We start from the raw sequence: 24,121 nt of genomic DNA, 5'->3' as shown, positions 1-24,121 counted from the left end.
GACCATGAGAGCTCCCTGAGTGCTCCCTGAGAAGCCCGCCAGAACCTCGTATGCCCGATATAAAGAGCGATCCCGAAGTCGGGCTGAGCCTCTCAGACGCGTCTCATACACGGCTCGTACAAGGCCGTGCACGGCTCGCTCAGGCCTGTGAACGGCTCCTTCGGGCCTGCCTGCGGCTACTCGCAGCCGCAGGACCGCCGCACCACCAGCTGCGACGGGAACACCTTCAGCCGCTCGCGCCGCGAGCCCGCGACCCGCAGACCGTCGTCCAGGACCAGGTCGACCGCCGCGCGGGCCATCGCCGAGCGGTCCGATGCGATCGTTGTCATGGGCGGGTCGACGAGGGCCGCTTCCTTGATGTCGTCGAAGCCGATGACCGCCAGCTCGCCGGGCACGTCGATGCGCAGCTCGCGCGCCGCGCGCAGCAGACCGATCGCCTGGTCGTCGGTGGAGCAGAACACGGCCGGCGGCCGGTCCGGGCCCGCCAGCAGTTCCAGGGAGACACGGTAGGCGTCGTAGCGGTTGTACGGCGCCTCGAAGAGCCGGCCCTCGGTGCTGACGCCGGCCTCGTCCATCGCGCGCCGCCAGCCCTCGACGTGGTCGGAGACCGGGTCGCCGACGGAGGGGGTGTCCGCGGTGCCGCCGACACAGGCCACGTACTCGTAGCCGTGCTCCAGGAGGTGGCGTACGGCGAGCTGGGCGCCGCCCAGGTCGTCGGTGACGACGGCGACGTCGTCGATGGCCTCGGGGCGCTCGTGCAGCAGCACCACCCGGGCGTCCCAGGCGTCGATCTCCGCGGCTGCCAGGTCGTTCAGCGCGTGGCTGACGAGGATGAGGCCCGAGACGCGCATCCCGAGGAACGCCCGCAGGTAGTGGACCTCGCGCTCGGCGACGTAGTCGGTGTTGCCGACCAGCACCATCTTTCCGCGCTCGGAGGCGGCCTGCTCGACCGCGTGCGCCATCTCGCCGAAGAACGGCTGACGGGCGTCCGGGATGATCAGGCCTATGAGGTCGGTGCGCCGGGACGCCATCGCCTGGGCGACCCGGTCGGGCCGGTACCCCAGCTCCTTGATGGCGGCGAGGACACGCTCGCGCGTGGCCGGGGCGACCGGCCGGGGTCCGTTGTTGATGACATAGCTGACGACAGCGGTCGAAGTACCCGCCAGTCGCGCCACATCATCCCGAGTCACCTTGGCCACTCGCGGAGTCTACGCGGATGGACCCGCTCTGGGCAGGGCGTACAGGAGCTTCCCTGTGCGCGGGCGACGCCCTTCCCGAGCGGGTGCCGGGCCTACCGGCGGGTACTACGCCTCCGCCGCGACCTCTGCGGCGTCCAGGGCGGCCACGTTGTCCGTATCATCCGCGTTTGACTGCTCCGGCCGGTCCGTCTTGGCCTTGGCCTCGTCACTCGCGCGCTCCCCCTTCTCAGGGGTAACGAATCGATAACCGACGTTCCGGACGGTTCCGATCAGCGACTCGTGCTCGGGGCCGAGCTTGGCGCGCAGGCGTCGTACGTGGACGTCGACGGTACGGGTGCCGCCGAAGTAGTCGTAGCCCCAGACCTCCTGGAGCAGCTGGGCGCGGGTGAACACCCGGCCCGGGTGCTGGGCCAGGTACTTCAGGAGCTCGAACTCCTTGAAGGTGAGGTCAAGGACCCGCCCCTTCAGCTTCGCGCTGTAGGTCGCCTCGTCGACCGACAGGTCGCCGTTGCGGATCTCCATCGGCGAGTCGTCGTTGACGATCTGCTGGCGGCCCATGGCCAGCCGCAGCCGGGCCTCGACCTCGGCCGGTCCGGCGGTGTCCAGCAGTACGTCGTCGATGCCCCAGTCGGCGGTGACGGCGGCGAGGCCGCCCTCGGTCACGACCAGGATGAGCGGACAGCCCGGTCCGGTGGAGCGCAGCAGCTGGCAGAGGCTGCGGACCTGGGGCAGGTCGCGGCGGCCGTCGATCAGGATGACGTCGGCACCGGGGGTGTCGACGAGGGCGGGGCCTTCGGCCGGGGCCACCCGCACGTTGTGCAGCAGCAGTCCGAGGGCCGGAAGCACCTCCGTCGACGGCTGGAGAGCGTTGGTCAGGAGCAGCAGAGAACTCATACGTCTGGTTCCTCCTCGGTCCCTGCGAGGACATTGCGGCACTGCGGCTTTTGCGGCACTGCTCTGCGATCCCGGGGGGCCGTACACCTGCGGTCACCTGGCGTTTCCCGCCCGGTTCCCATTTCGTATACAACGCTTCCGAAAGCACAAAAGGACCCGGGGGCTACGCTGCCCGAGTCCTCTGTCCAGCAGAATAGCCCACATGAGCAGCGGTCCGGCAGGTCATGTGGCACGTTCCACCGTTCGTCCGTATCCCGAGACGGGCACGCGGGCACCATTGCGGACGTTTCTGCCCACCGCCGACGGGATTTCCGTCGATTCCGTATACGAACCGGGTGCGGCCGTATACGACGCCTCCGCGCCATCCGCCCGTCACCCGGTGTTCGTCGTCGCCCACGGGTTCACCGGGGACGTGGACCGCCCGCACGTGCGGCGCGTGGCGTCCGCCCTCGCCCGGCACGGCGCCGTCGTCACCTTCTCCTTCCGGGGCCACGGCCGCTCCGGCGGACACTCGACGGTCGGTGACCGCGAGGTCCTCGACCTGGCCGCCGTCGTGGAGTGGGCCCGCTCGCTCGGGCACGCGCGCGTGGTGACCGTCGGGTTCTCGATGGGCGGCTCGGTGGTCCTGCGGCACGCGGCGCTGTACGAGGGGACGGTGGACGCCGTCGTCTCCGTGAGCGCTCCCGCCCGCTGGTACTACCGCGGCACGGCCCCGATGCGCCGGCTGCACTGGATGGTCACCCGTCCCGAGGGCCGCCTGGTCGGCCGCTACGGCTTCCGCACCCGCATCCACCGCCGGGAGTGGGATCCCGTCCCGCTGTCCCCGGTCGAGGCGGTCCCGAAGATCGCGCCGACCCCCTTGCTGATCGTGCACGGCGACCAGGACGGCTACTTCCCCCTCGACCACCCCCGGATGCTGGCGGAGGCGGCCGCCGGGCACGGCGAACTCTGGCTGGAGCACGGCATGGGCCACGCCGAGCACGCGGCCGACGACGGCCTGCTGGCCCGTATCGGGGACTGGGCGGTCGCGCGGGCGGGCTAGCCTGACCGTGTACACAGCCGATCGATTGAGGAACCTGATGCCCAAGGTCACGGTGCGCTACTGGGCGGCCGCCAAGGCCGCGGCCGGGGTCGCCGAGGAGCCGCACGACGCGGCCACGCTCGCCGAGGCACTCGACGCCGCACGTGCGCGACACCCCGGTGAACTCGTGCGTGTCCTGCAGCGATGCTCGTTCCTCGTCGACGGTGACCCCGTGGGCACCCGCGAACATGAGACGGTACGGCTGGCCGACGGCGGCACGGTCGAGGTGCTCCCGCCGTTCGCAGGAGGGTGAGATGACCGACCAGCCGTACGACCAGCAGGGCCATGAGGGCTACGAGGGCTACGAGGGTTACGACCCGTACGCCCGGCAGCAGCCCCAGCAGGCTCATCAGCCCCAGCAGGCTCATCAGCCCCGGCACGCTCATCAGCCTCGGCACCCTCAGCAGCAGGCTTGGCCGGGGCAGCAGCAGGGGTACGAGGACCCGCAGGCCCACCTCCAGGACACGCAGCAGTGGCAGGGCCAGACCTGGGAGACGAGCGTTCAGCCGCCGGTCACCGCGGCCGACCCGGCCCCGACCGCCTACCTGCCCCCGCAGACCGGCGAGGCGCCGATCTACGGCAGCCCGCAGCCCGCCTACGGCAACGCTCCCGCGTACGACGAGGCCTCCGGGTACGCAAACGCTTCCGGGTACGGAGGAGACGCCTCCGCGTACGGCGGCGGCCCGGCGTACGGCGGCGGCCCGGGCGGCCCCGCGGCGGGCGCGCCCCTGCCGCCGGAGCACCGGAGCCACGCACAACCGCAGAACCACGCACAACCGCAGAGCCACTCCCACGCGCAGAACCAGGCTCAGCCGCACGACCACTCCCAGGCGCAGAACCACGCCCAGGCGGGAAGCTGGCAGACCTCGGCACCGCAGCAGGTCTCCCGTCTGCCTTCGGCGCCCGCCGCCGCCCCCCTTGCTTCCGACCCCGTGCCGGAACCCGCGACCGGAGACACCGGCATGACCTACGGCCCCGCCACCCTGGCCGGCAACGCCCGTGTCACCGACGCCCAGCGGGCCCGCCTGGAGGGACGTTCGCCGATCATCGAGCCGGGGATGCAGCCCGCCGCGCTCACCGCGGTCCTCGGTCTGCTCCTCTCCGGCGCGGCGGCCATCGGCTCGTACGCCCTCCTCGTCCCGCTCGTCGCGCTCCAGGCCGTCACCGCGGCGGGCTGGTTCCGGCTGAACGGCATGTGGCCGGCCCGCCAGGGCATCGCACTCGCCTTCCTGGGCGCACTGGTGTCGGACGCGGCGCTCCTCGCGGCGGGCCGGGAGAACGCGCCCGCCGCGATCTTCGGCACCCTCGGCGTCTGGGTCCTGCTCTGTCTGGTGCTCCAGCTGCGCTCGCACGCCGACCCTGACGAACGTATGTACGGACTGATGGCGACCGTCGCCTCCTCCGCGCTGGCCGTCCTGGCCACCGGGCATCTCGGCGCCGAGCCGGACGCGGTGACGGTCGGCACGGCCGCGGTGGCGGTGGCCGTGCTGGCCCAGGCGCTGCCGCTGCCCACCCCGGCCTCCGTCGTGGTGGCCCTGCTCGCCGCCGCGGGCGCGGGCATCGCGGTCGGCGGGATGACCGGCCTCGGCGCCAAGGGCGCGCTGCTCGGCGCGGGCGCGGCGGCCTGCGCGCTCATCGGCCACCGGGTCGCGAGCTACGACTACCCCTCCCGCTTCGTCCACTTCACGGCGGGCGTGGCCCTGCCGCTGGCCGCGGCCGCTCCCGCGGTCTACGTGCTCGGCCGGGCGCTGGCGTAGGAGGTCAGGAGCAAAGGAGGTAAGGGGTAAAAAGCGGTGATGGTCTGTCACAGGTGATCGACAAATCGCCGGTGGCCCTTCCGTGCGGGGTTACCTTGAACCGTTGTCAATGAACCGTTCAGGCCATCCGGGTGGGGGAACTACCGCATGCGTGCGCTTCGAATACTGCTGGTCGTCGTCGTGGTCCTGGGCGGCCTGTTCGTGCTCGCGGACCGGCTCGCCGTGAACTTCGCGGAGGGTGAGGTGGCCGACAAGCTGAAGGCCAACGAGGGCCTCGCCACCACCCCGGACGTCTCCATCAAGGGCTTCCCGTTCCTGACCCAGGTCGTCGGCGGCTCGCTGGACGACGTCGAGGTCGGCATGAAGGACTACGAGGCGGCGACCGGCACGAGCGGTCAGTCGATCCGTATCGACGACCTCCAGGCGGACATGAAGGGCGTCGAGTTCTCCGGCGACTACAGCTCCGCCACCGCCTCCAGCGCCACCGGCACCGCGTCCATCACCTACGCCGAGCTGCTGAAGACGGCGAAGTCCGAGCCGACGCAGGTGATGCAGGGCGTCACCGCCAACGTGGTCGGTCTCTCCGACGGCGGCAACGGCAAGATCAAGGTCGCCGTCGAGGCCACCGTGCTCGGCACCAAGCTGCCGCAGCCCGTGTACGTCCTCAGCACGGTCACCGTCGAGGGCGACACCGTCCGCGTGCACGCCGACTCGCTGCCCAGCTTCGGCGGGGTCCGGGCCGCCGAGAGCGAGGTGCGCTCGATCACCGACTTCCAGCAGAAGATCGACGACCTGCCCGGCGGGATCAAGCTCGACAAGGTCCAGGCGGGGACGAACGGTGTGGACATCTCGGTGAAGGGTTCGAACGTCAGGCTGGCCGGGTAGGGCTGACCCCCGGACCGGCCATGGGCGGACCATGGACGGCGAGTCGTGGACAGCGAGCCATGGACCGTAAGCCATGGACCGCGAGCCATGGACCGCGAGCCATGGACGACGACGAACCGGGGACCGACCCCTGATGGACGGCGAGTGTCCGACAGGCGAGACGCCGCCGTCCGTACCGTAGAGGTGACGACGGACACAAGCGCCCGGAAGCCGTGCCGCAACGGACCGGGCGCTTTTGCTGTCCCAATATCCGGACGATCGCATCTCACTATTCGGCATGCTGGTGACATGCCCACCTGTCCGTCCCTACGATCGTCGACATGATGCAGCGACAGGCGGATCTCACGAAGCGGCGGGCAGTAGACCTGTGCCGCGTCGCCGCCATGCTCTGTCGCACTTTCTGAGCGGAAGCGCCGCCGGCCTTCCGCGCCTCCCGGCGCCCTCACTCGAGGGCATCCGTGCGCCGGCCGCCGGCGAGACCCGGCCGCGCACCCCTCTTTCTTGCACACCCCCGCCGCAACTGCCCCGGAGGAGAACGAGCATGAGCCGCAGTGACGTCCTGGTCGACGCCGACTGGGTCGAGGCCAACCTCGACAACGCCGACATCGCCATCGTCGAGGTCGACGAGGACACGTCCGCGTACGAGAAGAACCACATCCGCAACGCCATCCGGATCGACTGGACCAAGGACCTCCAGGACCCGGTCCGCCGTGACTTCGTCGACCAGGAGGGCTTCGAGAAGCTCCTGTCGGCCAAGGGCATCGCCAACGACACGCTGGTGATCCTCTACGGCGGCAACAACAACTGGTTCGCGTCCTACGCCTACTGGTACTTCAAGCTCTACGGCCACGACAACGTCAAGCTCCTCGACGGTGGCCGCAAGAAGTGGGAGCTGGACGCCCGCGAGCTGGTCGAAGAGGTGCCCGAGCGCACCGAGACCTCCTACCAGGCCAAGCCGCAGAACAAGTCCATCCGCGCCTTCCGCGACGACGTCGTGGCGGCCATCGGCTCGCAGAACCTGGTCGACGTCCGGTCGCCCGACGAGTTCAGCGGCAAGCTGCTCGCTCCCGCGCACCTGCCGCAGGAGCAGTCGCAGCGTCCGGGCCACGTCCCGTCCGCCCGCAACATCCCGTGGTCGAAGAACGCCAACGACGACGGCACCTTCAAGTCGGACGACGCGCTCAAGGAGCTCTACGCCGACGAGCAGGTCGACCTGGCCAAGGACACCATCGCGTACTGCCGCATCGGCGAGCGCTCGGCCCTGACCTGGTTCGTGCTGCACGAGCTGCTGGGCGTGGAGAACGTCAAGAACTACGACGGCTCCTGGACCGAGTACGGCTCCCTCGTCGGCGTCCCGATCGAGCTCGGCGCCAACAAGTAACCATCCGAAGACCGACCTGAACGACCTCAGGAGAAGCACATGTGTGGAGCGAAGGCCGGCGGCCCGGACGCCTCGACGATCAAGCCCGGTGAGACCACGATCCAGGGTCAGGTGACCCGGGACGGCGAGCCGGTGACGGGCTACGTCCGTCTGCTGGACTCGACCGGCGAGTTCACCGCGGAGGTCCCGACCTCCGCCACCGGACAGTTCCGCTTCTACGCGGCCGAGGGCACCTGGACCGTTCGCGCCCTCGTTCCCGGCGCCACCGCCGACCGCACGGTCGTCGCCCAGCAGGGCGGCCTCGCGGAGGTCGCGATCGCGGTCTGAACGACACCGTGAACCACTGAAGGGCCGCATCCCGCGGGTTGGACACCGGGGGAGCGGCCCTTCGGCGTGCGCGGACCTACGCTGGAGTCATGTACGCACGGCGACGGCACGTCTACTTCGCCATGATGGGGACCTGCATCGGTCTCTTCGTCCTGGCGTGGGCGGTCGTGCGCCTCTGGTCGGTCCCGGTGGCCGTGGGCATGTGCGTGGTGGCCATGCTCATCCCGCCGCTCGCCGCGATGGTCGCCAACCGGCGCGGTCCCGAGGACCGCTGGTGGGACGACCCCTCCGGTGACCCGAAGTCCGACGAGTGGTGGGACGAGCTGGACGGCAAGAAACGCCGCCCGTAGGTACCTGTCCGGCGGCCCGTCCGGGGGTCTGTTCTGCGGCCCTTTCTAGTAGACGAGCGCCTGGACGCCGTCGGTCAGCGCCTCCTGCACGAACACCTGAGCTCCCGCGATCCGTACGCCCTCGATCACGTCCTTCTCCGTGATGTCCCGGCGGGCCGCGCACTGGGTGCACAGGGTGAGGCGGCCACCGGCCAGGATCGAGTCGAGCAGGCCGGGCAGCGGGGCCGCGTGCGGCAGCTCGAACTCGGCGGCCCGGCCCGGCAGCGCGAACCAGGCGGACTCCCCGGTCAGCCACAGTGAGACCTCGACCCCACTGGCCACGGCGACGGCCGCGACCGTGAACGCCTGGGAGCACCGCTCGGGCGCATCCGCGCCCGCCGTCACCTTGATCACGAGCTTCTTCGCCATGCCTGAATCGTAATCAACTCGACTACAACTGCTTGTGTTGACCATGGGTCTCCTGTGCAGCGCGAGACGGAATACGCGCTTCACGCTTCTGAGGGGGATGTTGTGGAAGGTCCAGAAAGGACCGAAGAGGTAGTAGGTGCGGTTGGGCCTGTCGAGGCAGACGGGGCCGCTCAGGCAGCGGCACAGCCAGAGGCGGACGTACAGCCGGACGCGCAGGCAGATGTGCAGGCAGAGACAGACGCGCAGGCTGAGGCAGACGTACAGGCAGACACAGACGTACAGGCAGCGGCAGAAGGCGCGCCGAAGGTAGGGACGGACGGAGACGCGGACGGAGACGCGGACGCGGGCGCATCCGTCGCGGCGGCCGAGCCGCCCTTGGCGCGCCTGCGCCGGCGCCGCGGCCGTACGACCTTGATGATCGCCGGAGCCGCCGTGCTCGGTGTCGTCGCCGGCGCCTGCGCCGGTTTCCTCGTCCAGGCGGACCGCGAGCCGACCGCGCTGCCGCCGCTCTCGCAGCCCGTGCTCACCCAGGGCAAGGGCGACGTCGAGCCGCTGTCCGCGGCGCAGGACCGCCGGGTCAAGACGGACGGCGATCTGCGCAAGCTGCTGATCAGCCGCCCCAAGGGAGCCAAGGACGCCGACTTCGCGGTGGACAGCGACGGCTGGGCGGACCTGCCCACGTTCGCGCGGGAGTACAAGCGACCGGGCGCCGCGTTCAACAACCTCGTCGACGACGAGTTCCGCCGCGCGGCCATGGTCTCGTGGCGTGTGGGCGAGACCTACAACGTCGAGATCGCACTCGTGCAGTTCCACCAGGAGAGCAAGGCCGCCGCGTCCGAGTGGGCCGAGAGCGGCGACTACTGGGCCGATGACGAGGATGACACCCGCAGCTGGCCCATCCCCGGCACGGGGGACGGCAACGGGACGGCGTACGTGCACGACACACCCGACGAGAAGGCGGGCTACCTCCCGATGTATTCGGCCGAGGCCTACGCCTGGCGCGGTGACATCTGCGTGACGATCCAGGTCTACGACAGCAAGCCGATCCCCAAGGCGAAGATCATGGACCTGGCCCAGCGGCAGGTGGGAAAGCTGTGAGCGAGAACCCCGAGATCAACCCCGAGAACAACCCCGAGAACCCCGAGATCAACCCCTCGAAATCCGAGGTCATCGAGGGCGGCGGCGCAGAGCCCGTCGCCGTGAAGCCCGCCCGCAGGGTCCTCCGCCCCGGCCGTATCGCCGCCGTGGCGGGATCCGCGCTGCTGGCGTGCGCACTCGTCGGCGGTGTCGGCTACACCGTCGTGACCGTCCAGGACGCCGACCGCGCCCCCGGCAAGCCGACGTGGAAGTTCCCGCCGCCGGCCCAGGGCGACGAGAAGACCGAGCAGGACGGCGCGGCCGGTGCGGGGAAGGGACTGAGCGTCCTGCTCGTGCCCTACGGCACCGACGGCTTCGAGCGCGGCCCCGACCTCGGTGAGTTCGGCGCGGACGCCGAGTTCAGCGGAGCGCAGGCCACCGCCATGCGCAAGGAGTCCGTCAAGGACCTGCCCGGCAAGTCGCGCCGGCAGCTGGAGAAGCTGATCGACAAGGAGCGCATCAAGGGCGTGGCGATGCGCAGCTACGTCGTCGGTCGGTCGGACTACAACACCACGGACGCGATCACGTTCGACGTCAACCTGTCACGGATGGAGAACCGGACCGCCGTGCGTGAGGCGGCGACGTCCGTCAACGGCTTCCTCGGCGCCACGGACGTCTTCCGCAAGGGCCCGGAGATCGCGGGCAACAAGGACGCCCAGTGCTTCCTGACGCCCAAGGGCAAGGACGAGGAGCTGGGCTTCGCGCTCTGCACCGCCTACGTGGGAGACGTGCTGGTCAGCGTCTCCGCGAACGCCCCCGGTGTGCTCGACGCGAAGTTCGTCGCCAAGTTCTTCACCGCACAACTCGACCGCATCGACGACCCGGGACAGGCCGTATGACCGAGCAACAGCAGACGCCGGCCACCGCCGCACCGACCGACGGGACGGCCACCGAACCCTCCGCCGGGACGCAGGTCACCGAGCCGATCGCCGCCGAGCCGATCGCCGACGAGCCGGATACCGCGGAAGGGATCCCGGCCGCAGAAGCACCCGACACCCCGCAGGATCCGGCCGCCCCCGAGGTCCCGGCGGCTCCGGAGAGCCAAGCCGCCCCGCGGGATCCGGCCGCTCCGCAGGGCGGCGCGGTCGCTCCGAAGGACCGGCGAGTCCTGCGGGCCGTCCTGCGCTGGACCGCCGTCGTCACCGTGTTCGCCGCGCTCGGGGCCGGGACGGCGTACGGGATCACGGGCATGGAGCGCACGGACGTACCCGGTCTCGCCACCGAGTCGGACGGCCGCTGGGCGTACCCGGAGATCACCAGGCCGCCGCTGCCCTCGGGCAGCCCCCGCCCGTTCGACACCAAGAACTGGGCGCAGGCCCACTACGCGGACCTGCGCGCGCTGCTGCTGCCCGCGCCCCAGGGGGCGACGGACGACAAGACGCTGCGGGGCGCCGACGGCTGGCTGCCGACGAAGGACTTCCTGAACGTGTTCGAGTCGAAGGAGGACCGGGACGACGTCGGCCAGCTGCTCACCGACTACGGACTGCGGCACATCGCGGCCCGTGGCTGGACCACCCCGGACGGCACCGGCACCCGCGTCTACCTGCTCCAGTTCGACACGGGGACGGTGGCCGACGACATCTACGGCGAGCTCACCACCTACGGCGCCCCCCTGCACGCCGTGCGCGGCGCCGCCGAGGCGGAGTTCGACGACAAGTACCCCACCGCCGCCGACTTCGACAGCATGAGCGTCATGCGGTACTCCTACGACGAGGTGAAGCCGTACGGCGCGGAGCAGCTGCGGCAGGCCTACCTCCGCGCGGGTGACGTCGTCGCCGTGGTCCTCCAGTCCCGCAAGGGCACCGCCGCGGCCGTCCCGTTCCAGCAGACCGTCACCCTGCAGAGTCAGCTGCTGGGCTGACCCCCGTGAGGGAGTACCTCACACGGAGGGCCGGTCCCCGGCCGCGTAAGCTGGGGGCCGGCCCTGTAGTACGTACCCCGAAGCACGCTCATCCGAGGAGCACCCCGTGGAGATCTTCTTCGAAGCCCTGCTGGTCCTGGTCTGCGTCGGCACCCTCGCCTTCGCCGGTCTGACCGTGAAGAAGCTGTACCAGGGCCAGCGCTGACCGACCACGTCCAGTCCAGGAACTGTCACTCATGATCGAGATTCCGTCCGACCTCCACAAGGACCTCGTCCCCCTCGCTTTCCTGCTGGGCAGCTGGGCGGGCGCGGGCGTGCATGACTTCCCCGGCTCGGAGAAGTGCAACTTCGGACAGGAGGTCACCTTCGGCCACGACGGCCGGGACTTCCTGGAGTACCACTCCCACACCTGGGTCCTGGACGGCGAGGGCAACAAGGTCCGGCCGCTGGAGTCGGAGTCCGGCTTCTGGCGCGTCGACGCCGACCGCAAGGTCGAGGTGACCATGGTCCGCGACGACGGCGTCGTCGAGATCTGGTACGGCGAGCTCGCCGACAAGAAGCCGCAGATCGACCTCGTCACCGACGCGGTGGCCCGCACGGCCGCCTCCGGCCCCTACACCGGCGGCAAGCGTCTGTACGGGTACGTCAAGAGTGACCTCATGTGGGTCGGCGAGAAGCAGACCCCCGAGACCGAGCTGCGCCCCTACATGTCGGCGCACCTGAAGAAGGTCGTCACCCCGGAGGACGTCGAACGCTGGGCGAAGGCCCTCCCCGACGACATGCCGGACGACGGGATCGCCTTCTTCAAGTAGGGCTGCGAAGTACGGCGAGCAGGGCCCCGCGGGTAAACCCGGGGCCCTGTTTCACACCCTCGGTGGGGGTTAACAGAATCAAGTGCACTGCAATGCGCTTGACCGCGGGGCTGCTGCTGGCTAGGGTTGAGGCCAACGCACGAAGCCCCGATCGCATATGCGTTGCGATCGGGGCTCCGACAGGCTATGTCCTGGGTGGCATGCAAGCAGAGGCGGCCCAGAACGTTCGCCGCCAAATCTAGCATGCGGTGAGTGTTTTCTACAGCGCATTCCTGAAGGGAACAGTCCCGGGCATCCGTGTGCCCGGGAGAAGGGGGGAACACGGTGGTCGACAGGGTGCTCGAATGGATGCTGCGGTCCTTCTCCGGGCCGCGGCTCAAGCCCTACCTGAGTGCGGCTGAGGGCGACCCTGAGGTCGCGATGCGGCTGTACTGGTGGAACGTCGAGGCGTCGGCCGCTCTGTACGTCCCGATGCACTGCGTCGAACTCGCCGTGCGCAACGCTCTGCACGACAGCCTGGCGGTCAAGTACGGCCGGCCTGACTGGTGGACGGTGGCGCCGCTCAATCAGGGAGGGAAGGACCTCGTCGACAAGGCACGCGCCAAGTGCCAGCGGGACGAACAGCGCCGGGCGGCGGAGCAGAACCGCCGGATGCGCCCGGTCATGGTCGACGACATCGTCACGGAGCTCAGCTTCGGTTTCTGGGAGAAGCTGCTGGCGTCGCGCTACGACCGGGTCTTCTGGGTTCCTACCCTGCACAAGGCGTTCCCGTACTACACCGGCCGCCGTGACGTCCTGCATCAGGACCTGCGCGTCCTGGTTCGCCTGCGTAACCGCGTCGGGCACCATGAGCCCATCCACCTGGAGAAGGATCTCTACGGCGACCATGCCAGGATCTACCGGGTGCTGGAGGCCCTGAGCGCGGAGCTGGCCAAGGGGGTGCGGGAGAGGGACCGATTCCTCGCGCTGCTCGACGGCAAGGATGATGCTCTTCGAGGGGGAGGGAGGCAGGAGGCGCTGTGAACAACATCGGCGATGTGTTCGTCTCGCGCTCCGACATCGCCCGGATGGCAGGCGTGCGGCGCCCTGCGGTGACGAACTGGGAGCGACGGCACCCGGACTTCCCGGTGCCCCTCGCCCCAGATCCCGGGGACCCCACACCCGAGGTGTTCCGGGCCGAAGAGGTCCTCCGGTGGCTCTCCGGGCGTCCGATCCCGTCCAACGCCCTTCAGTCGGGTGAGCCCGCAGGGGCCACGTACGGCGACCGCTTCCGCTCAGCCTTGTCCGGTTCCCGCTCCGGCAGCCTGCTCGCGGCAGTTGACCAATTGGCCTGGCGGGACGCGGACCGGCTTCGTGGCCAGTGGCGCATGTACGGTTACCTCTTCCTCCTGCTGTTCCTTGTCTTCGTGCAAAGCCGCGAGCCGCGGCGATGGGCCGGATACGTCGATGATCCGGAGCAGGCGCTGAGAGACCTGGACCGAGGTGAGGCGGACGGACTGCCGCAGTTGTCCGAGGTGATCCAATTCCTCAACCGGAATTCCCCGGAGTCGTCGGACGAGAGCCGAAAGGCTTTTGATCGCCTTCTCGTCCGCCTTCGGGACCTCGAGCCCAGTGAGGCCGGCGAGTACTTCACCCCCCCGTCCGTCAGTCGCGTCATGGCGCGGGCTCTCGCCGGGAACGGCTCGACGACCCTGCGGCTGTACGACCCCTTCTGCCGGACAGGGGAACTGTTGTGCGCTTACCTGGACGCGGTTGCCGAGCAAGGGGGCAAGCCGCCCGGAACGGTCAGTGGCCGCGCTCTGGGTGAGGGCCCGCAGATGCTTGCGCGGATGCATCTCGAACTGCATGACGCGCAACGACCCACTGTTCTTCTGGGTCCCAGGGTGCCTGCCCAGCCTGGGGATTTCGGCGATCTATCTGGATCGTTCGACGCGGTGATCACCAACCCGCCTTTCGGAGGCTGGAGTTCCTGGTCGCAGCTTCCACCGCAGTACTGGCGGTACGGCGAGGCGCGGACCAAAGAGTTCGACTGGCTTCAATACGTCGTGTCGTGCCTCGCCCCGGACGGCCGTGCCGCCATTCTCATGCCCGCTGGTGCCGCGTCCCGCGGAAGTGCCGAACGGGAGACGAGAGCCAGTATGGTCGAGGACGGCGTGATCGAGTGCGTCATGGCCCTTCCACCACAGCTCTTCGAGCGGACCGCGATTCAGACGCACATCTGGTTCCTGCGCTCGCCTCTGGGACGCCCAGGGGATGTCCTCTTCGTGGATGGGACGCGTTTGGGAAGCATGGCTTCTCGAACCCGTCGCGCGCTGTCGGGCGCAGAGGTCGACAGACTCGTCCGGTCGTATGTGTCGTGGCGTGAGAGCCAGGACCACCTGTGGAGCAGCACCGAGAGTCCAGGTCTCAGCCGGGTGGCGAGCCATGTGGAGATCGTCGCCAATGATCATCGGCTGGAACCTGCGCTGTACGTGAGGGAGAGCCTGCCTGCGGTGGGAACCTTCGACGATCAGGCCGCCACGAAGGACCGGTTGGCAGCGCTGTCTGCGCAGTTGCAGAGGCTGCACGCAGAGGCGAGAAACGTCGACGGCCTGGCGGAGGAACGGCTGAGGAGATACGGGCTATGACCAATGAGAGCGGGAGCAGGACAGCGCTGCCCGCCGGATGGCAGCGCCACGTGCTGAAGGATCTGTGCTCTTTCCAGGTGGGACCGGCCATCAAGGGGGAGGAGCGCACGGACGTCGGCCAGGGGGTGCGGCTCGTACTCCCCAGAGATGTCGTCCATCAGCGGGTCACACCCTCTCAGGACATCAAGGTGACCTCGGCCAAGGCGCGCACTCTGGACAAGTACCGGCTCGCGGAGGGAGACGTACTTGTCGTCCGGACCGGTACCGTCGGACGGTGCGCTCTGGTGGCCGGGGAACAGGACGGCTGGCTCTATCACGCGAACCTGATCCGACTGCGGCTCGCTGAATCGGATCAGCACCTGGCCGCGTATTTGGTGGGATATCTGAGTGCAGGTGTCGCGCAAAGCTGGATCCACAGGCGGTCATCCGGCGCAGTGATTCCCTCGCTGAGTGCCCGTGAGCTGGGTGACCTCCCCGTGCTCGTCCCTCCAGCGGACGAGCAGCGGGCCATCGGTGAAACCCTTGCCGCGCTCGACGAGCAGGTACGCGTGCACACGGAGATCGCCCGGGCGGCAGGTGAATACCGCGGGCTGCTCGCGGATCTGCTGATGGCGGGAGCCCTGCCGGCCGGACCGTGACGCCATTCCGTCAGGGCGTCCTAGACTCTTCGGTGTGGTGAGCACTGAAAGCACTGACTGGAAGAGCGACCTGCGGCAGCGCGGTTACCGGCTGACGCCGCAGCGCCAGCTTGTCCTCGAAGCCGTGGACACCCTGGAGCACGCGACCCCCGACGACATCCTCGTGGAAGTGAGGAAGACGGCGTCGGGGGTCAACATTTCCACCGTGTACCGGACCCTGGAGCTCCTGGAGGAGCTCGAGCTGGTCAGCCACGCGCATCTGGGGCACGGGGCGCCGACGTACCACCTCGCGGACCGGCACCATCACATCCACCTCGTCTGCCGGGACTGCGGCAACGTCATCGAGGCGGATGTACAGGTGGCCGCGGAGTTCCGGGACAAGCTGCGCGAGACCTTCGGCTTCGACACGGACATGAAGCACTTCGCGATCTTCGGGCGCTGCAAGGACTGCACGCTCAAGGGTTCAATTACCAAGTCGTAGGCTGGGGGGCATGAAGAGCCCTCTGCTGTCCCTGCCCGGCGCCGTCCCCGCCGAGGGTGTGGACGAAGGCGTCGCCGGTCACTACGGCGATCTGTTCCGCGAGCAGCGCGCCCTCGCCGACGGCGCCGGTTTCGTCGATCTCTCGCACCGCGGAGTCGTCACCGTCTCCGGCGAGGACCGGCTGAGCTGGCTGCACCTTCTCCTCACCCAGCACGTCACCGACCTCCGCGTCGGCGAGGCCACCGAAGCGCTGATCCTCTCCGCGAACGGCCACATCGAACACGCGCTCTACCTGGTGGACGACGGCCTGACGGTCTGGATGCACGTCGAACCCGGCACCCAGGAGGCGTTGATCGGGTACCTGGAGTCGATGAAGTTCTTCTACCGGGTCGAGGTCGCCGACCGCACCGCCGACCTGGCGGTCGTGCATCTCCCCGCGGGTTCCATCGCGCCCGTCCCGCCGGGTGTCGCCGTCCGGGAGACCGCGTACGGCCGCGATCTCTTCCTCCCCCGCGCCGACCTGGAGGCGTACGCCGGGCAGGCCGGTCCGCCGGCCGGGATCCTCGCCCACGAGGCCCTGCGCGTCGAGCACCACCGCCCGCGTCTCGGCTTCGAGACCGACCACCGCACCATCCCGCACGAGCTCGGCTGGATCGGCACCGCCGTGCACCTGCAGAAGGGCTGCTACCGCGGCCAGGAGACGGTGGCTCGGGTGCAGAACCTCGGCAAGCCGCCCCGCCGCCTCGTCTTCCTGCACCTCGACGGCAGCGAGGTCCACCTGCCGGCCGCCGGTACCGAACTCCGTGTCGCCGACGACGGCCCCGACGGGCGCAAGATCGGCTTCATCACCACCTCCGTACGTCACCACGAGCTCGGCCCGGTGGCCCTGGCCCTGGTGAAGCGGAACGTGCCGGTGGACGCGCCGCTGCTCGCCGGGACGACCGCGGCCGCTCAGGAAACGGTCGTGGAACCCTAGGGAACCAACTCTGAGGACCCCTGAGACACCTGAGACACCTGAGACCCCTGAGACACCCGGAACTCCGGGGGCCCGAAACCCTTGGGGGACCCGGAACTCCGGGGCCCGGAACCCCTGGGGGAGCGGCGGAACCCCTGGGGGATCTCTCAGATCTCGATCAGCACGGTGAACGGGCCGTCGTTCGTCAGCGACACCCGCATCTGCGCGCCGAACCGGCCCGTCGCCACCGTCGCGCCCAGCTCCCGCAACCGGGCGACGACCTCGTCGACGAGCGGCTCGGCGACATCGCCGGGGGCGGCCGCGTTCCAGGTGGGGCGGCGTCCCTTGCGCGCGTCCCCGTACAGCGTGAACTGGCTGATGACCAGCAGCGGGGCGTCGATGTCGCTGCACGACCTCTCGTCGTGCAGCATGCGCACCGACCAGAGTTTGCGGGCGAGCTGGGCCGCCTTCTCCTTCGTGTCCTCGTGGGTGACCCCGACCAGGACGCACAGTCCCTCGCCGCTGATCTCCCCGACCGTCTCGCCGTCCACGACGACGCTCGCGCCGTCCACCCTCTGCACCACCGCTCGCATGCGGACCATGATGCCGGGTTCCCCGCACGGACCCGCGGGGGGCCCATTTTTGATCCTTAAGCCCCTATCTGGGGCCGTTCGGGGGGACTCGGTAACCCAGCGGTCGATCGGGGTGGCACGATGCTTCCCACACGCCGGTCGAGGGGACGGTAGAAGGACATGAGCACACCGAGTACCGGGCGGCCTGCGACACATCGGCCGCCGACACAGCGCAGCGAAAGCCCCGTGCTGCCCGCGGAACAACCCGAGCACGACCTGACCGGGCTGAGCCTGCCCGAACTGCGCTCCCTGCGCCGGGACGCCCAGCGCGACGAGGCCGACCTCAGCTATGTACGACGGCTGCTCCAGGGCCGTATCGACATCCTGCGCGCGGAGCTGGCCCGCCGCTCTCCGTCGGGTGCGGCCTCCGTGGTGGAGCGGCTGTCGGAGATCCTCACCGACGCCCCGGCCCGGCACCGCTCCTCGGCCCGCCACGTCACCCTGGGCACCCCGCAGAGCGAGGAGTACCGGCGGCTGGCCGCCGACATGCTCGCCGACGTCGAACTCTCCGACCTCGACGCGCGCACCGATCCCGAGCTCCACGACGCGATGGGCTGCCTGGTCCGCTACGAGCAGCAGGTCTCGAGCCGCCGGCAGCGCCTCCAGCGGACGGCCGACGAGTCGGGCGCGGAGATCACGAGGCGTTACCGGGAGGGAGAGGCACAGGTGGAGGACCTACTGGTGTGACTCCGGCGAGGTGCCACCGGGGCAAGGGGGCCGGGCCGGGGCCGGGTCACCGTTCCAGCCCGGGCCGGGGCGGTGAGTGGCGGTGAGGGCGGGAAAAATCTTCGCGTCACCCGCCCGCCCCTGCCTACGGTGATCCCATGACCCGCCGAGCCATCCAGCAGCCGATCGACGTCCGCGCAGTCACCGACGCGGAGCTTCCCGACTGGACCCGTGCCGTGAACACGGGCTTCCTGCGCCCGCCCACCGTCCCCGACCAGATGCTCGCCGACCGTCGTATCGCGTTCGCGGACTCCCGGGTCTCCGGCGCCTTCGACGCGGGCCGGTGCGTGGCGACCTTCCGTTCGTTCGACCAGGAGCTCACCGCTGTCGGCGGCGCCCCCGTCGCCGCCGACGCCATCTCCAACGTCACCGTCGCGCCCACGCACCGCCGCCGCGGAATCCTCAACCGGCTGATGGCCGACGACCTGACGGCGGCGAAGGACCGCGGGGACGTCGTGGCCACCCTGATAGCCGCCGAGTACCGGATCTACGGCCGGTACGGCTTCGGTCCGGCGACCACCATGACCGAGTGGTCGATCGACGTGCCGCGCGCCGGCCTCGACCCGAGCTGGTCGGGCCCGCGGGACGGCGGCCGGATCGACTTCGCCGACCCCGGGGAGATCCGCCGGATCGGTCCCGAACTGCACGAGCGGCTGCGGAGCGCCCAGCCCGGCGCGATCGACCGGAACGAGCACTGGTGGGCGGCGCGTACCGGGCAGCTGTGGCTGTACGGCGATGCGTGGGTCGAGCCGTTCTTCGTGGTCTACCGCTCGGCGGACGGTGTGGTGGAGGGCATGGCCTCCTACCGGGCCGACGACGAGTGGAGCGACGCCAAGCAGCCGCTGAACACGGCGACGGTGAACTGGCTGAGCGCGGTGACCCCGGCCGCGGAGCGCGCCCTGTGGCACTACCTCTGTTCCATCGACTGGATCACCCGGGTGAAGACGGGCTGGCGTTCACCGGACGACCTGCTCCCGCTCCATCTGCCGGACCCGCGCGCGGCGCGCATCACCACGCAGGCGGACTGGCTGTGGGTGCGGATCCTGGATGTCGTGCGGGCCCTTGAGGCGCGGACGTACGACGCGTCGGACGCGTTGGTCCTCGATGTCGTCGACCGGTCGGGCCTGGCCGGAGGCCGCTTCCTGCTGGACGCGACCCCCGACGGTGCCTCCTGTACGCCGACCACCCGCAGCGCCGACCTCACCCTGGACGTGGCCGACCTGGCGACGCTGTGGCTGGGCGACGAGTCCGCGGGGCGCCTGGCGGCGCTGGGCCGGCTCCGGGAAGAACGAGCGGGCGCCGCCCGAGGGGCCGACGCCCTGCTGCGTACGCCCGGGCGGCCTTGGTGCCCGGACATGTTCTGACGACTCCTTTCCGCGTGTCTGTGCGTCTGCCTGGCTGTGCTGTGTGCTGTGTGCTGTGTGCTGTTTGTCCGTGGTTCTTTGAACGCGGGTATCCGTAGCTGTTCAGTTGTGGCTGTGCGATCGATCTGAAGTTGTGGCTGTGCGGGCGATGTTCAGTTGTGGCTGTACGTCGGTGTCGACTGCTCGGGCTCCCGGCTCCCCTCCGGAAGGGAGCCCGACCGCCAACCGTCTGAAAGTTTGACCATGTCGTTGAAGTTGGCTGCCAACTTCACTGTAACTATGTCCGATTGGAAGCGTCCTATAACCATCTCTCTTTGAACTGCCCAAAGATGGCGGGAAGTTGTAGTGTGCGGACGTGGAGCCTGAACATGCCTCCGTCAATGGGCGGAGGGGGGCGGTGCGGCCGCAACGGTCACATCGCGAGGTGGCCGACGAGCTGCGCACCCGGATCAGGACCGGAGTGCTGCGGCCCGGTCAGCGCATGCCGACGCAGGCCAAACTGGCGGACGAGTTCGGCGTCGAGCGGGGTGCCGTACGGCAGGCGCTGCGCATTCTTCAGTCGGAGCAGCTCCTCACCGACGTCTCCAAGGGAAGCCCGGCGACGGTCGTCGCGCGGCCGGGGGCGGCCGGCCTCCCCACGGGTCCCGCGGCGACGCCGCAGCCGTCGATGGTGGCGCTTCCGCCGCGGATCACCGAGGCCTTCGCGGCCGACCACGTCGAGGTCGACGCCCTGTGCCTGACGGCGGTCTCGCTGACGGCCGCGATCGGCGAACCCCTGCGGCAGATCCACGCGGGGGAACTGAAACCGGCCAAGATCGACGTCCGTGTCCTGTTGCCGTCCCGCAACATCGAACTCGCCTTTCCGGCGCCGGTGGACATCACGGAGACCGGGCGGCTCCAGCGCCGCTGGCTGGCCCACCGCAACGCCCAGGGCCAGGTGCTGCGGCACAACCTGCTCACCCTGCGCTCCACACACGGCATCGACGTGCACGTCACCTTCCGCGCACTGCCCTTCACCCCGCCCGTCAAGCTGTACCTCCTCAACGGGACGGAGGCGCTGTTCGCGTACTACACGGTCAAGCGGCGCGAGCAGACGATCGACCAAGAGCACCTGGAGATGTACGACGCCGAAGGCACGCGGTCGGTGCTGTTCGCCTTCGAGCAGGGCGCCGGACCGCGTGACACGACGTTCGTGGAGCAGTCCCGCCTGTGGTTCGACGCGCTGTGGGAGACGATCAGCTCGGAGCTCGTGCTCACGAGCTGACGGCGGGCCCGGTGGCGAGGAGGGCGAGGATCACGGCGCCGGCGGAGCTGATGACCGGGCTCTTTGCCTTGATGCCGACGCTGAGCAGGAGCAGGCCGAGGGCGCCGGTGGTGCCGTACTTCCACTGGATGGTCTGCTCGACACCGACGACGAAGGCGGCGCAGAGGAGGACGAGGACGGGCATGGTGGTTCCCCCCTTCCGAGACTGGAGTGGGAGGCACACCTTCCGCCAACTCACTCAAGTTGGTTGCCAACTATGACTATGTTGTCCCCACTTGGTGACAGCTGTTAAACAACTTTCAAACAACTCCCGCCAGATGGATCTAAGTTGTAGCGTTTGGTCGTGACCCAGGAGAACGTGGCAGTGAACGGCAGCAGGCTCTCACCGCGTGAGATCGCCGATGTCCTGCGCGAACGCATCCGCGTCGGGGATCTCAGGGCCGGTGACCGGCTGCCCACCCAGGCCGAACTGGCCGACGAGTTCGGCGTGGAGCGCGGGACCGTCCGCCAGGCCCTGCGGGCGCTCCAGGACGACGGGCTGCTCACCAACGTGAGCAAGGGCAGTCCGCCGCGGATCGCGGAACCGCCCGCGCCGGGCCGCGGCGAGCCGCAGCCCACGATGGTGGGCCTGGCCCCGCGGCTCACCGCGGCCTTCGGAGTCCCGCACGTGCGGATCGACGCGGCCTGTCTCACCGCGGAGAGCCTGATCCCGGCCCTGGGTGAGCCCCTGCGGCTGATCCACGCCGGCAGCATCCGGCCCCAGAAGATCGACGTCCGCATCCTGCTGCCGTCCCGCGACATCAGTCTCGCCTTCCCGGTCTCGGTCGAGGACCGCGGGGACGACGAGGACCCGGTCCACCAGCGCTGGCTGTCGATGCGCAACGCGCAGGGTCAGGTGCTGAGTTACAACCTCCGCGCGCTGCGCTCGCACGGCGTGGACGTCAACATCACCTTCCGCGCGCTGCCGTTCACCCCGCCGGTGAAGCTGTACCTCCTCAACGGGCAGGAGGCGCTGATCGCGTACTACATGGTCGCGCGCACGGAGGAGACCACCGACAGCGGAACCCTCGACATGTACGACGTGCGGGGCACCGAGTCCCTCCTCTTCTCCTTCGAGAAGGCCGCCGGTCAGCGCGACGCCGCGTTCGTGGAGGAATCCCAGAAGTGGTTCGACGCCCTCTGGGAAACCATCACGACGGACCTGACACTCTTCTAGTGACCTCTGACACGACGCAGACCGAGCAGGTGGCAGCCGACATCGGGAATGACGACACGGGGAACGGGATCGAGGCGCTGCGGGAGTTGTTCGCCCGCGCGAGGGTCGTCCTGTGGGACTTCGACGGCCCGATCTGCCGGCTCTTCGCCGGGCACCCGGCGGAAGGGGTGGCCGACGGTCTCGTGGAGTGGCTCGAAGGGCGTGGCCTGCACGGCCTGCTGAGGGGCTCCGAGCGGGGTACGTCGGACCCGCACGTCGTGCTGCGCGCGGTGGACCGCCGGCACCCGGGCAGTGACCTGCTCGCCGAGCTGGAGAAGCGCCTCACCGAGGAGGAGCTGAAGGCCACCGCCACCGCGATGCCCACGGCATGGGCGGATCCCCTGATCCGCACGCTGGTCGCGCTGAAGATGCGGCTCGCCATCACCACGAACAACTCCCCGCAGGCGGCGAAGACTTATCTGGAGGGCCGCGGGCTGGAGTCCTGCTTCGCACCGCACATCTACGGCCGCACCCAGGAACTGCGTCTCCTCAAGCCCGACCCGCAACTCCTGAACCGGGCCCTGAGCGCCATGGGATCGGCGCCCGGCACCGCCCTGATGATCGGCGACACCCCCTCCGACTTCCTGGCCGCCGGCGCGGCCGGCGTGCCCTTCCTCGGCTACGCGCGCAACGAGCGCAAGGAGAAGCTGCTCAGGGGGGCGGGCGCCACGACGGTGGTGAACTCGCTCGAAACGGTGCTGACGGCGGTCAGGTCGACCTGAGCAGCAGCGCCACGAGCACGACGGCCGCCCCTACGGCGAGGACGTCGTGCCGGGCCCGTACGCCCACGGCCACGGTGAGCAGCAGCATCACACCCACAGCGCCCAGCTTGGCCTGCACCGTCGACCCCGCGCAGAACGCGAGCAGTTCCCAGACTGCCGATAACAGGAGCATGGCCTTCCACCTCCCTGCCATTCTCAGTGAACCTGCAAGTCCCGGTCCAATTGGACTGGTTGACGTGAAGTGGATTTCCCCTGGCCGGTTGATCCTTAATCGGCCTGTATTGCAGGGGACTTGACTGAGATTGGTTTGTCATTGGACGGATGGCGGTACGGTCGCCCTGTGGACGCGCAGCACAGTGGTGATGCGGGCGGCCGGGAGTTCCACCGGGTCGCCGACGAACTGCGCGCCCGGATCACGGGCGGGACGTATCCGCTGCGCTCCTTCCTGCCGTCCCAGCGGGACCTCGCCGAGGAACTCGGGGTCTCCAGGGACACGGTTCAGCGAGTGCTGCGGGAACTGGTCAGCGAGGGCTGGATCCAGTCCCGCAGGGGCAGCGGGTCCCGGGTGGTCAAGACGCAGCAGATCCGGTCCTCGACGCCGAAGGCCACCCGGCAGCCGCGGGGAGTCACGCTGGGACCGGTGCTCAGCGAGGCCTTCGAGCAACCGGAAGTCCTGCTGGACGTCTACACGTTGACGTCCGAGTCGCTGGACGCGCACATCCGGCTGCAGGCCGAGCGCATCCTCCAGGGTTCCATCGCCCCCCGGCGCATCGGCCTGCGGATGATCCTGCCCTCGGAGGAGCTGGTGCTGCCCTACCCGAGGGCCAAGGACGACAAGGACGACCACCGGCTGCGCGACCGGCTGCATGTCATCACGAACCGGCGCACGGACTCACTGCGCGGGGTGCTGCGGGACGTGCAGGCCGAGGTGCCGTCCGTCGACGTCGACATCCAGATCCGGCACGCTTCCCTGACTCCGGCGTTCAAGCTCTACCTCCTCAACGGCGCCGAGGCGCTGCTCGGTCCGTACGAGGTGATGGAACGGCCCATCTGGCTGGAGTCCGGCGAAGAGGTCGTGGCCCTCGACGTGCTGGGCCTGGGGGCCACGCTGACCCATCATGTGAAGGATGAGGAGGCGAACTCCCCCGGCTCCGTCTTCGTCGCCACCTGGCAGGCGTGGTTCGACTCCGTCTGGAACCTTCTCGCCGAATAGCCGGTACGGCTGCGCTAGCATGCCTCAATCGCGCGAGCAACAACTCCCGTCCGGTGTGTATGAGACGGCGAACAGCGAGTCTCGGACGACCCGACGTGAGTGAGTGGCAGAACCACCATTCGGCTCAGCTGATCATCACTGCGGTCGTGCGG

The 24,121-nt window shown here is 69.4% G+C and carries 29 protein-coding genes; 23 read left to right on the top strand and 6 right to left on the bottom strand.

The features are described from left to right. Positions 1-176: 176 nt before the first annotated feature. Together QQM72_RS29115 and QQM72_RS29110 are read right to left on the bottom strand one after the other, a co-directional pair. Positions 177-1,199, bottom strand: coding sequence for a LacI family DNA-binding transcriptional regulator (locus QQM72_RS29115; protein WP_314223808.1), 1,023 nt, complete (start codon positions 1,197-1,199; stop codon positions 177-179). A 105-nt stretch (positions 1,200-1,304) separates the two neighbouring features. Next, positions 1,305-2,093, bottom strand: coding sequence for a response regulator transcription factor (locus tag QQM72_RS29110; protein WP_314223807.1), 789 nt, complete (start codon positions 2,091-2,093; stop codon positions 1,305-1,307). Positions 2,094-2,295: 202 nt separating this feature from the next. Between QQM72_RS29110 and QQM72_RS29105 the strand changes: the two genes are divergently transcribed. The 8 genes from QQM72_RS29105 (at position 2,296) to QQM72_RS29075 (ending at position 7,874) form a co-directional block, all read left to right on the top strand. Then, a complete protein-coding gene (locus QQM72_RS29105; RefSeq protein WP_314223806.1) occupies positions 2,296-3,135 on the top strand; it encodes an alpha/beta hydrolase in 840 nt (279 codons plus the stop codon). Positions 3,136-3,172: 37 nt separating this feature from the next. Beyond that, complete coding sequence (locus QQM72_RS29100) at positions 3,173-3,427, top strand: MoaD/ThiS family protein (protein WP_020130366.1); 255 nt, start codon at positions 3,173-3,175, stop codon at positions 3,425-3,427. Between the two features lies 1 nt (position 3,428). Further along, the gene (locus QQM72_RS29095; RefSeq protein WP_314223805.1) at positions 3,429-4,931 is read left to right on the top strand and encodes a hypothetical protein; all 1,503 of its coding nucleotides are present in this window, start codon (positions 3,429-3,431) and stop codon (positions 4,929-4,931) included. A 147-nt stretch (positions 4,932-5,078) separates the two neighbouring features. Beyond that, complete coding sequence (locus QQM72_RS29090; protein ID WP_314223804.1) at positions 5,079-5,816, top strand: LmeA family phospholipid-binding protein; 738 nt, start codon at positions 5,079-5,081, stop codon at positions 5,814-5,816. Between the two features lie 320 nt (positions 5,817-6,136). Continuing rightward, positions 6,137-6,220, top strand: a complete 84-nt coding sequence (locus QQM72_RS40965) for a putative leader peptide (protein ID WP_351766844.1) — start codon at positions 6,137-6,139, stop codon at positions 6,218-6,220. 137 nt (positions 6,221-6,357) lie between these two features. Beyond that, a complete protein-coding gene (locus QQM72_RS29085; protein ID WP_314223803.1) occupies positions 6,358-7,197 on the top strand; it encodes a sulfurtransferase in 840 nt (279 codons plus the stop codon). 39 nt (positions 7,198-7,236) lie between these two features. After that, positions 7,237-7,524, top strand: a complete 288-nt coding sequence (locus tag QQM72_RS29080) for a DUF1416 domain-containing protein (RefSeq protein WP_010351646.1) — start codon at positions 7,237-7,239, stop codon at positions 7,522-7,524. An 89-nt stretch (positions 7,525-7,613) separates the two neighbouring features. Further along, on the top strand, positions 7,614-7,874 hold the full coding sequence (locus QQM72_RS29075; RefSeq protein WP_314223802.1) for a DUF3099 domain-containing protein: 261 nt from the start codon (positions 7,614-7,616) through the stop codon (positions 7,872-7,874). 45 nt (positions 7,875-7,919) lie between these two features. Here the strand turns inward: QQM72_RS29075 and QQM72_RS29070 are convergent, their stop codons facing one another. Further along, a complete protein-coding gene (locus QQM72_RS29070) occupies positions 7,920-8,282 on the bottom strand; it encodes a DsrE family protein (RefSeq protein ID WP_020130361.1) in 363 nt (120 codons plus the stop codon). A gap of 414 nt (positions 8,283-8,696) precedes the next feature. Here QQM72_RS29070 and QQM72_RS29065 point away from each other — a divergent pair, with 414 nt between their 5' ends. From QQM72_RS29065 to ygfZ, 9 genes are all read left to right on the top strand, one after another. Further along, a complete protein-coding gene (locus tag QQM72_RS29065) occupies positions 8,697-9,380 on the top strand; it encodes a hypothetical protein (protein WP_314223801.1) in 684 nt (227 codons plus the stop codon). After that, the gene (locus tag QQM72_RS29060; RefSeq protein ID WP_314223800.1) at positions 9,377-10,258 is read left to right on the top strand and encodes a hypothetical protein; all 882 of its coding nucleotides are present in this window, start codon (positions 9,377-9,379) and stop codon (positions 10,256-10,258) included. The genes QQM72_RS29065 and QQM72_RS29060 overlap by 4 nt, the downstream gene beginning before the upstream one ends. Then, positions 10,255-11,280 (top strand): hypothetical protein, encoded by a 1,026-nt coding sequence (locus QQM72_RS29055; protein WP_314223799.1) that lies wholly within the window; start codon positions 10,255-10,257, stop codon positions 11,278-11,280. Before QQM72_RS29060 ends, QQM72_RS29055 begins: the two co-directional genes overlap by 4 nt. 236 nt (positions 11,281-11,516) lie before the next feature. After that, positions 11,517-12,092 (top strand): FABP family protein, encoded by a 576-nt coding sequence (locus QQM72_RS29050; RefSeq protein ID WP_020130355.1) that lies wholly within the window; start codon positions 11,517-11,519, stop codon positions 12,090-12,092. A 324-nt stretch (positions 12,093-12,416) separates the two neighbouring features. Continuing rightward, the gene (locus tag QQM72_RS29045; protein WP_314223798.1) at positions 12,417-13,115 is read left to right on the top strand and encodes a hypothetical protein; all 699 of its coding nucleotides are present in this window, start codon (positions 12,417-12,419) and stop codon (positions 13,113-13,115) included. Then, positions 13,112-14,719, top strand: a complete 1,608-nt coding sequence (locus tag QQM72_RS29040; protein ID WP_314223797.1) for an N-6 DNA methylase — start codon at positions 13,112-13,114, stop codon at positions 14,717-14,719. The genes QQM72_RS29045 and QQM72_RS29040 overlap by 4 nt, the downstream gene beginning before the upstream one ends. After that, the gene (locus QQM72_RS29035) at positions 14,716-15,357 is read left to right on the top strand and encodes a restriction endonuclease subunit S (RefSeq protein WP_314223796.1); all 642 of its coding nucleotides are present in this window, start codon (positions 14,716-14,718) and stop codon (positions 15,355-15,357) included. Before QQM72_RS29040 ends, QQM72_RS29035 begins: the two co-directional genes overlap by 4 nt. Before the next feature lie 34 nt (positions 15,358-15,391). Beyond that, a complete protein-coding gene (locus QQM72_RS29030) occupies positions 15,392-15,838 on the top strand; it encodes a Fur family transcriptional regulator (protein ID WP_020130354.1) in 447 nt (148 codons plus the stop codon). A 10-nt stretch (positions 15,839-15,848) separates the two neighbouring features. Further along, positions 15,849-16,814 carry a CAF17-like 4Fe-4S cluster assembly/insertion protein YgfZ gene (ygfZ, locus tag QQM72_RS29025; RefSeq protein ID WP_314223795.1) on the top strand — a complete coding sequence of 322 codons (966 nt, stop codon included), beginning with the start codon at positions 15,849-15,851 and terminating at the stop codon, positions 16,812-16,814. Positions 16,815-16,960: 146 nt separating this feature from the next. Here the strand turns inward: ygfZ and dtd are convergent, their stop codons facing one another. Then, the gene (gene dtd, locus QQM72_RS29020) at positions 16,961-17,386 is read right to left on the bottom strand and encodes a D-aminoacyl-tRNA deacylase (RefSeq protein WP_314223858.1); all 426 of its coding nucleotides are present in this window, start codon (positions 17,384-17,386) and stop codon (positions 16,961-16,963) included. Positions 17,387-17,545: 159 nt separating this feature from the next. Here dtd and QQM72_RS29015 point away from each other — a divergent pair, with 159 nt between their 5' ends. The 3 genes from QQM72_RS29015 to QQM72_RS29005 all read left to right on the top strand — a co-directional run bounded on the left by QQM72_RS29015 (position 17,546) and on the right by QQM72_RS29005 (position 20,779). Further along, complete coding sequence (locus QQM72_RS29015) at positions 17,546-18,112, top strand: RsiG family protein (protein WP_314223794.1); 567 nt, start codon at positions 17,546-17,548, stop codon at positions 18,110-18,112. Between the two features lie 137 nt (positions 18,113-18,249). Continuing rightward, positions 18,250-19,515, top strand: a complete 1,266-nt coding sequence (locus tag QQM72_RS29010; protein WP_314223793.1) for a GNAT family N-acetyltransferase — start codon at positions 18,250-18,252, stop codon at positions 19,513-19,515. 355 nt (positions 19,516-19,870) lie between these two features. Next, complete coding sequence (locus QQM72_RS29005) at positions 19,871-20,779, top strand: FadR/GntR family transcriptional regulator (protein ID WP_314223792.1); 909 nt, start codon at positions 19,871-19,873, stop codon at positions 20,777-20,779. Here QQM72_RS29005 and QQM72_RS29000 read toward each other — a convergent pair. Continuing rightward, a complete protein-coding gene (locus tag QQM72_RS29000) occupies positions 20,769-20,963 on the bottom strand; it encodes a hypothetical protein (protein ID WP_054243849.1) in 195 nt (64 codons plus the stop codon). The two genes, QQM72_RS29005 and QQM72_RS29000, sit on opposite strands and share 11 nt — an antisense overlap. 153 nt (positions 20,964-21,116) lie before the next feature. Here QQM72_RS29000 and QQM72_RS28995 point away from each other — a divergent pair, with 153 nt between their 5' ends. Then, entirely contained in the window at positions 21,117-21,995 is an 879-nt protein-coding gene (locus QQM72_RS28995) for a GntR family transcriptional regulator (protein ID WP_314223791.1), read from the top strand. Continuing rightward, on the top strand, positions 21,995-22,756 hold the full coding sequence (locus QQM72_RS28990; RefSeq protein ID WP_314223790.1) for an HAD family hydrolase: 762 nt from the start codon (positions 21,995-21,997) through the stop codon (positions 22,754-22,756). The genes QQM72_RS28995 and QQM72_RS28990 overlap by 1 nt, the downstream gene beginning before the upstream one ends. On the opposite strand, the gene QQM72_RS28985 is transcribed toward QQM72_RS28990, so the two are convergent. Beyond that, positions 22,743-22,928, bottom strand: coding sequence for a hypothetical protein (locus QQM72_RS28985; protein ID WP_314223789.1), 186 nt, complete (start codon positions 22,926-22,928; stop codon positions 22,743-22,745). The two genes, QQM72_RS28990 and QQM72_RS28985, sit on opposite strands and share 14 nt — an antisense overlap. A 168-nt stretch (positions 22,929-23,096) precedes the next feature. Between QQM72_RS28985 and QQM72_RS28980 the strand changes: the two genes are divergently transcribed. Further along, a complete protein-coding gene (locus tag QQM72_RS28980) occupies positions 23,097-23,969 on the top strand; it encodes a winged helix-turn-helix domain-containing protein (protein WP_314223788.1) in 873 nt (290 codons plus the stop codon). Positions 23,970-24,121 lie beyond the last annotated feature (152 nt).

The organism is Streptomyces zaehneri, from assembly GCF_032248645.1.
Classification (GTDB): domain Bacteria; phylum Actinomycetota; class Actinomycetes; order Streptomycetales; family Streptomycetaceae; genus Streptomyces; species Streptomyces coriariae.
This window is presented reverse-complemented; position numbering and strand designations above follow the sequence as displayed.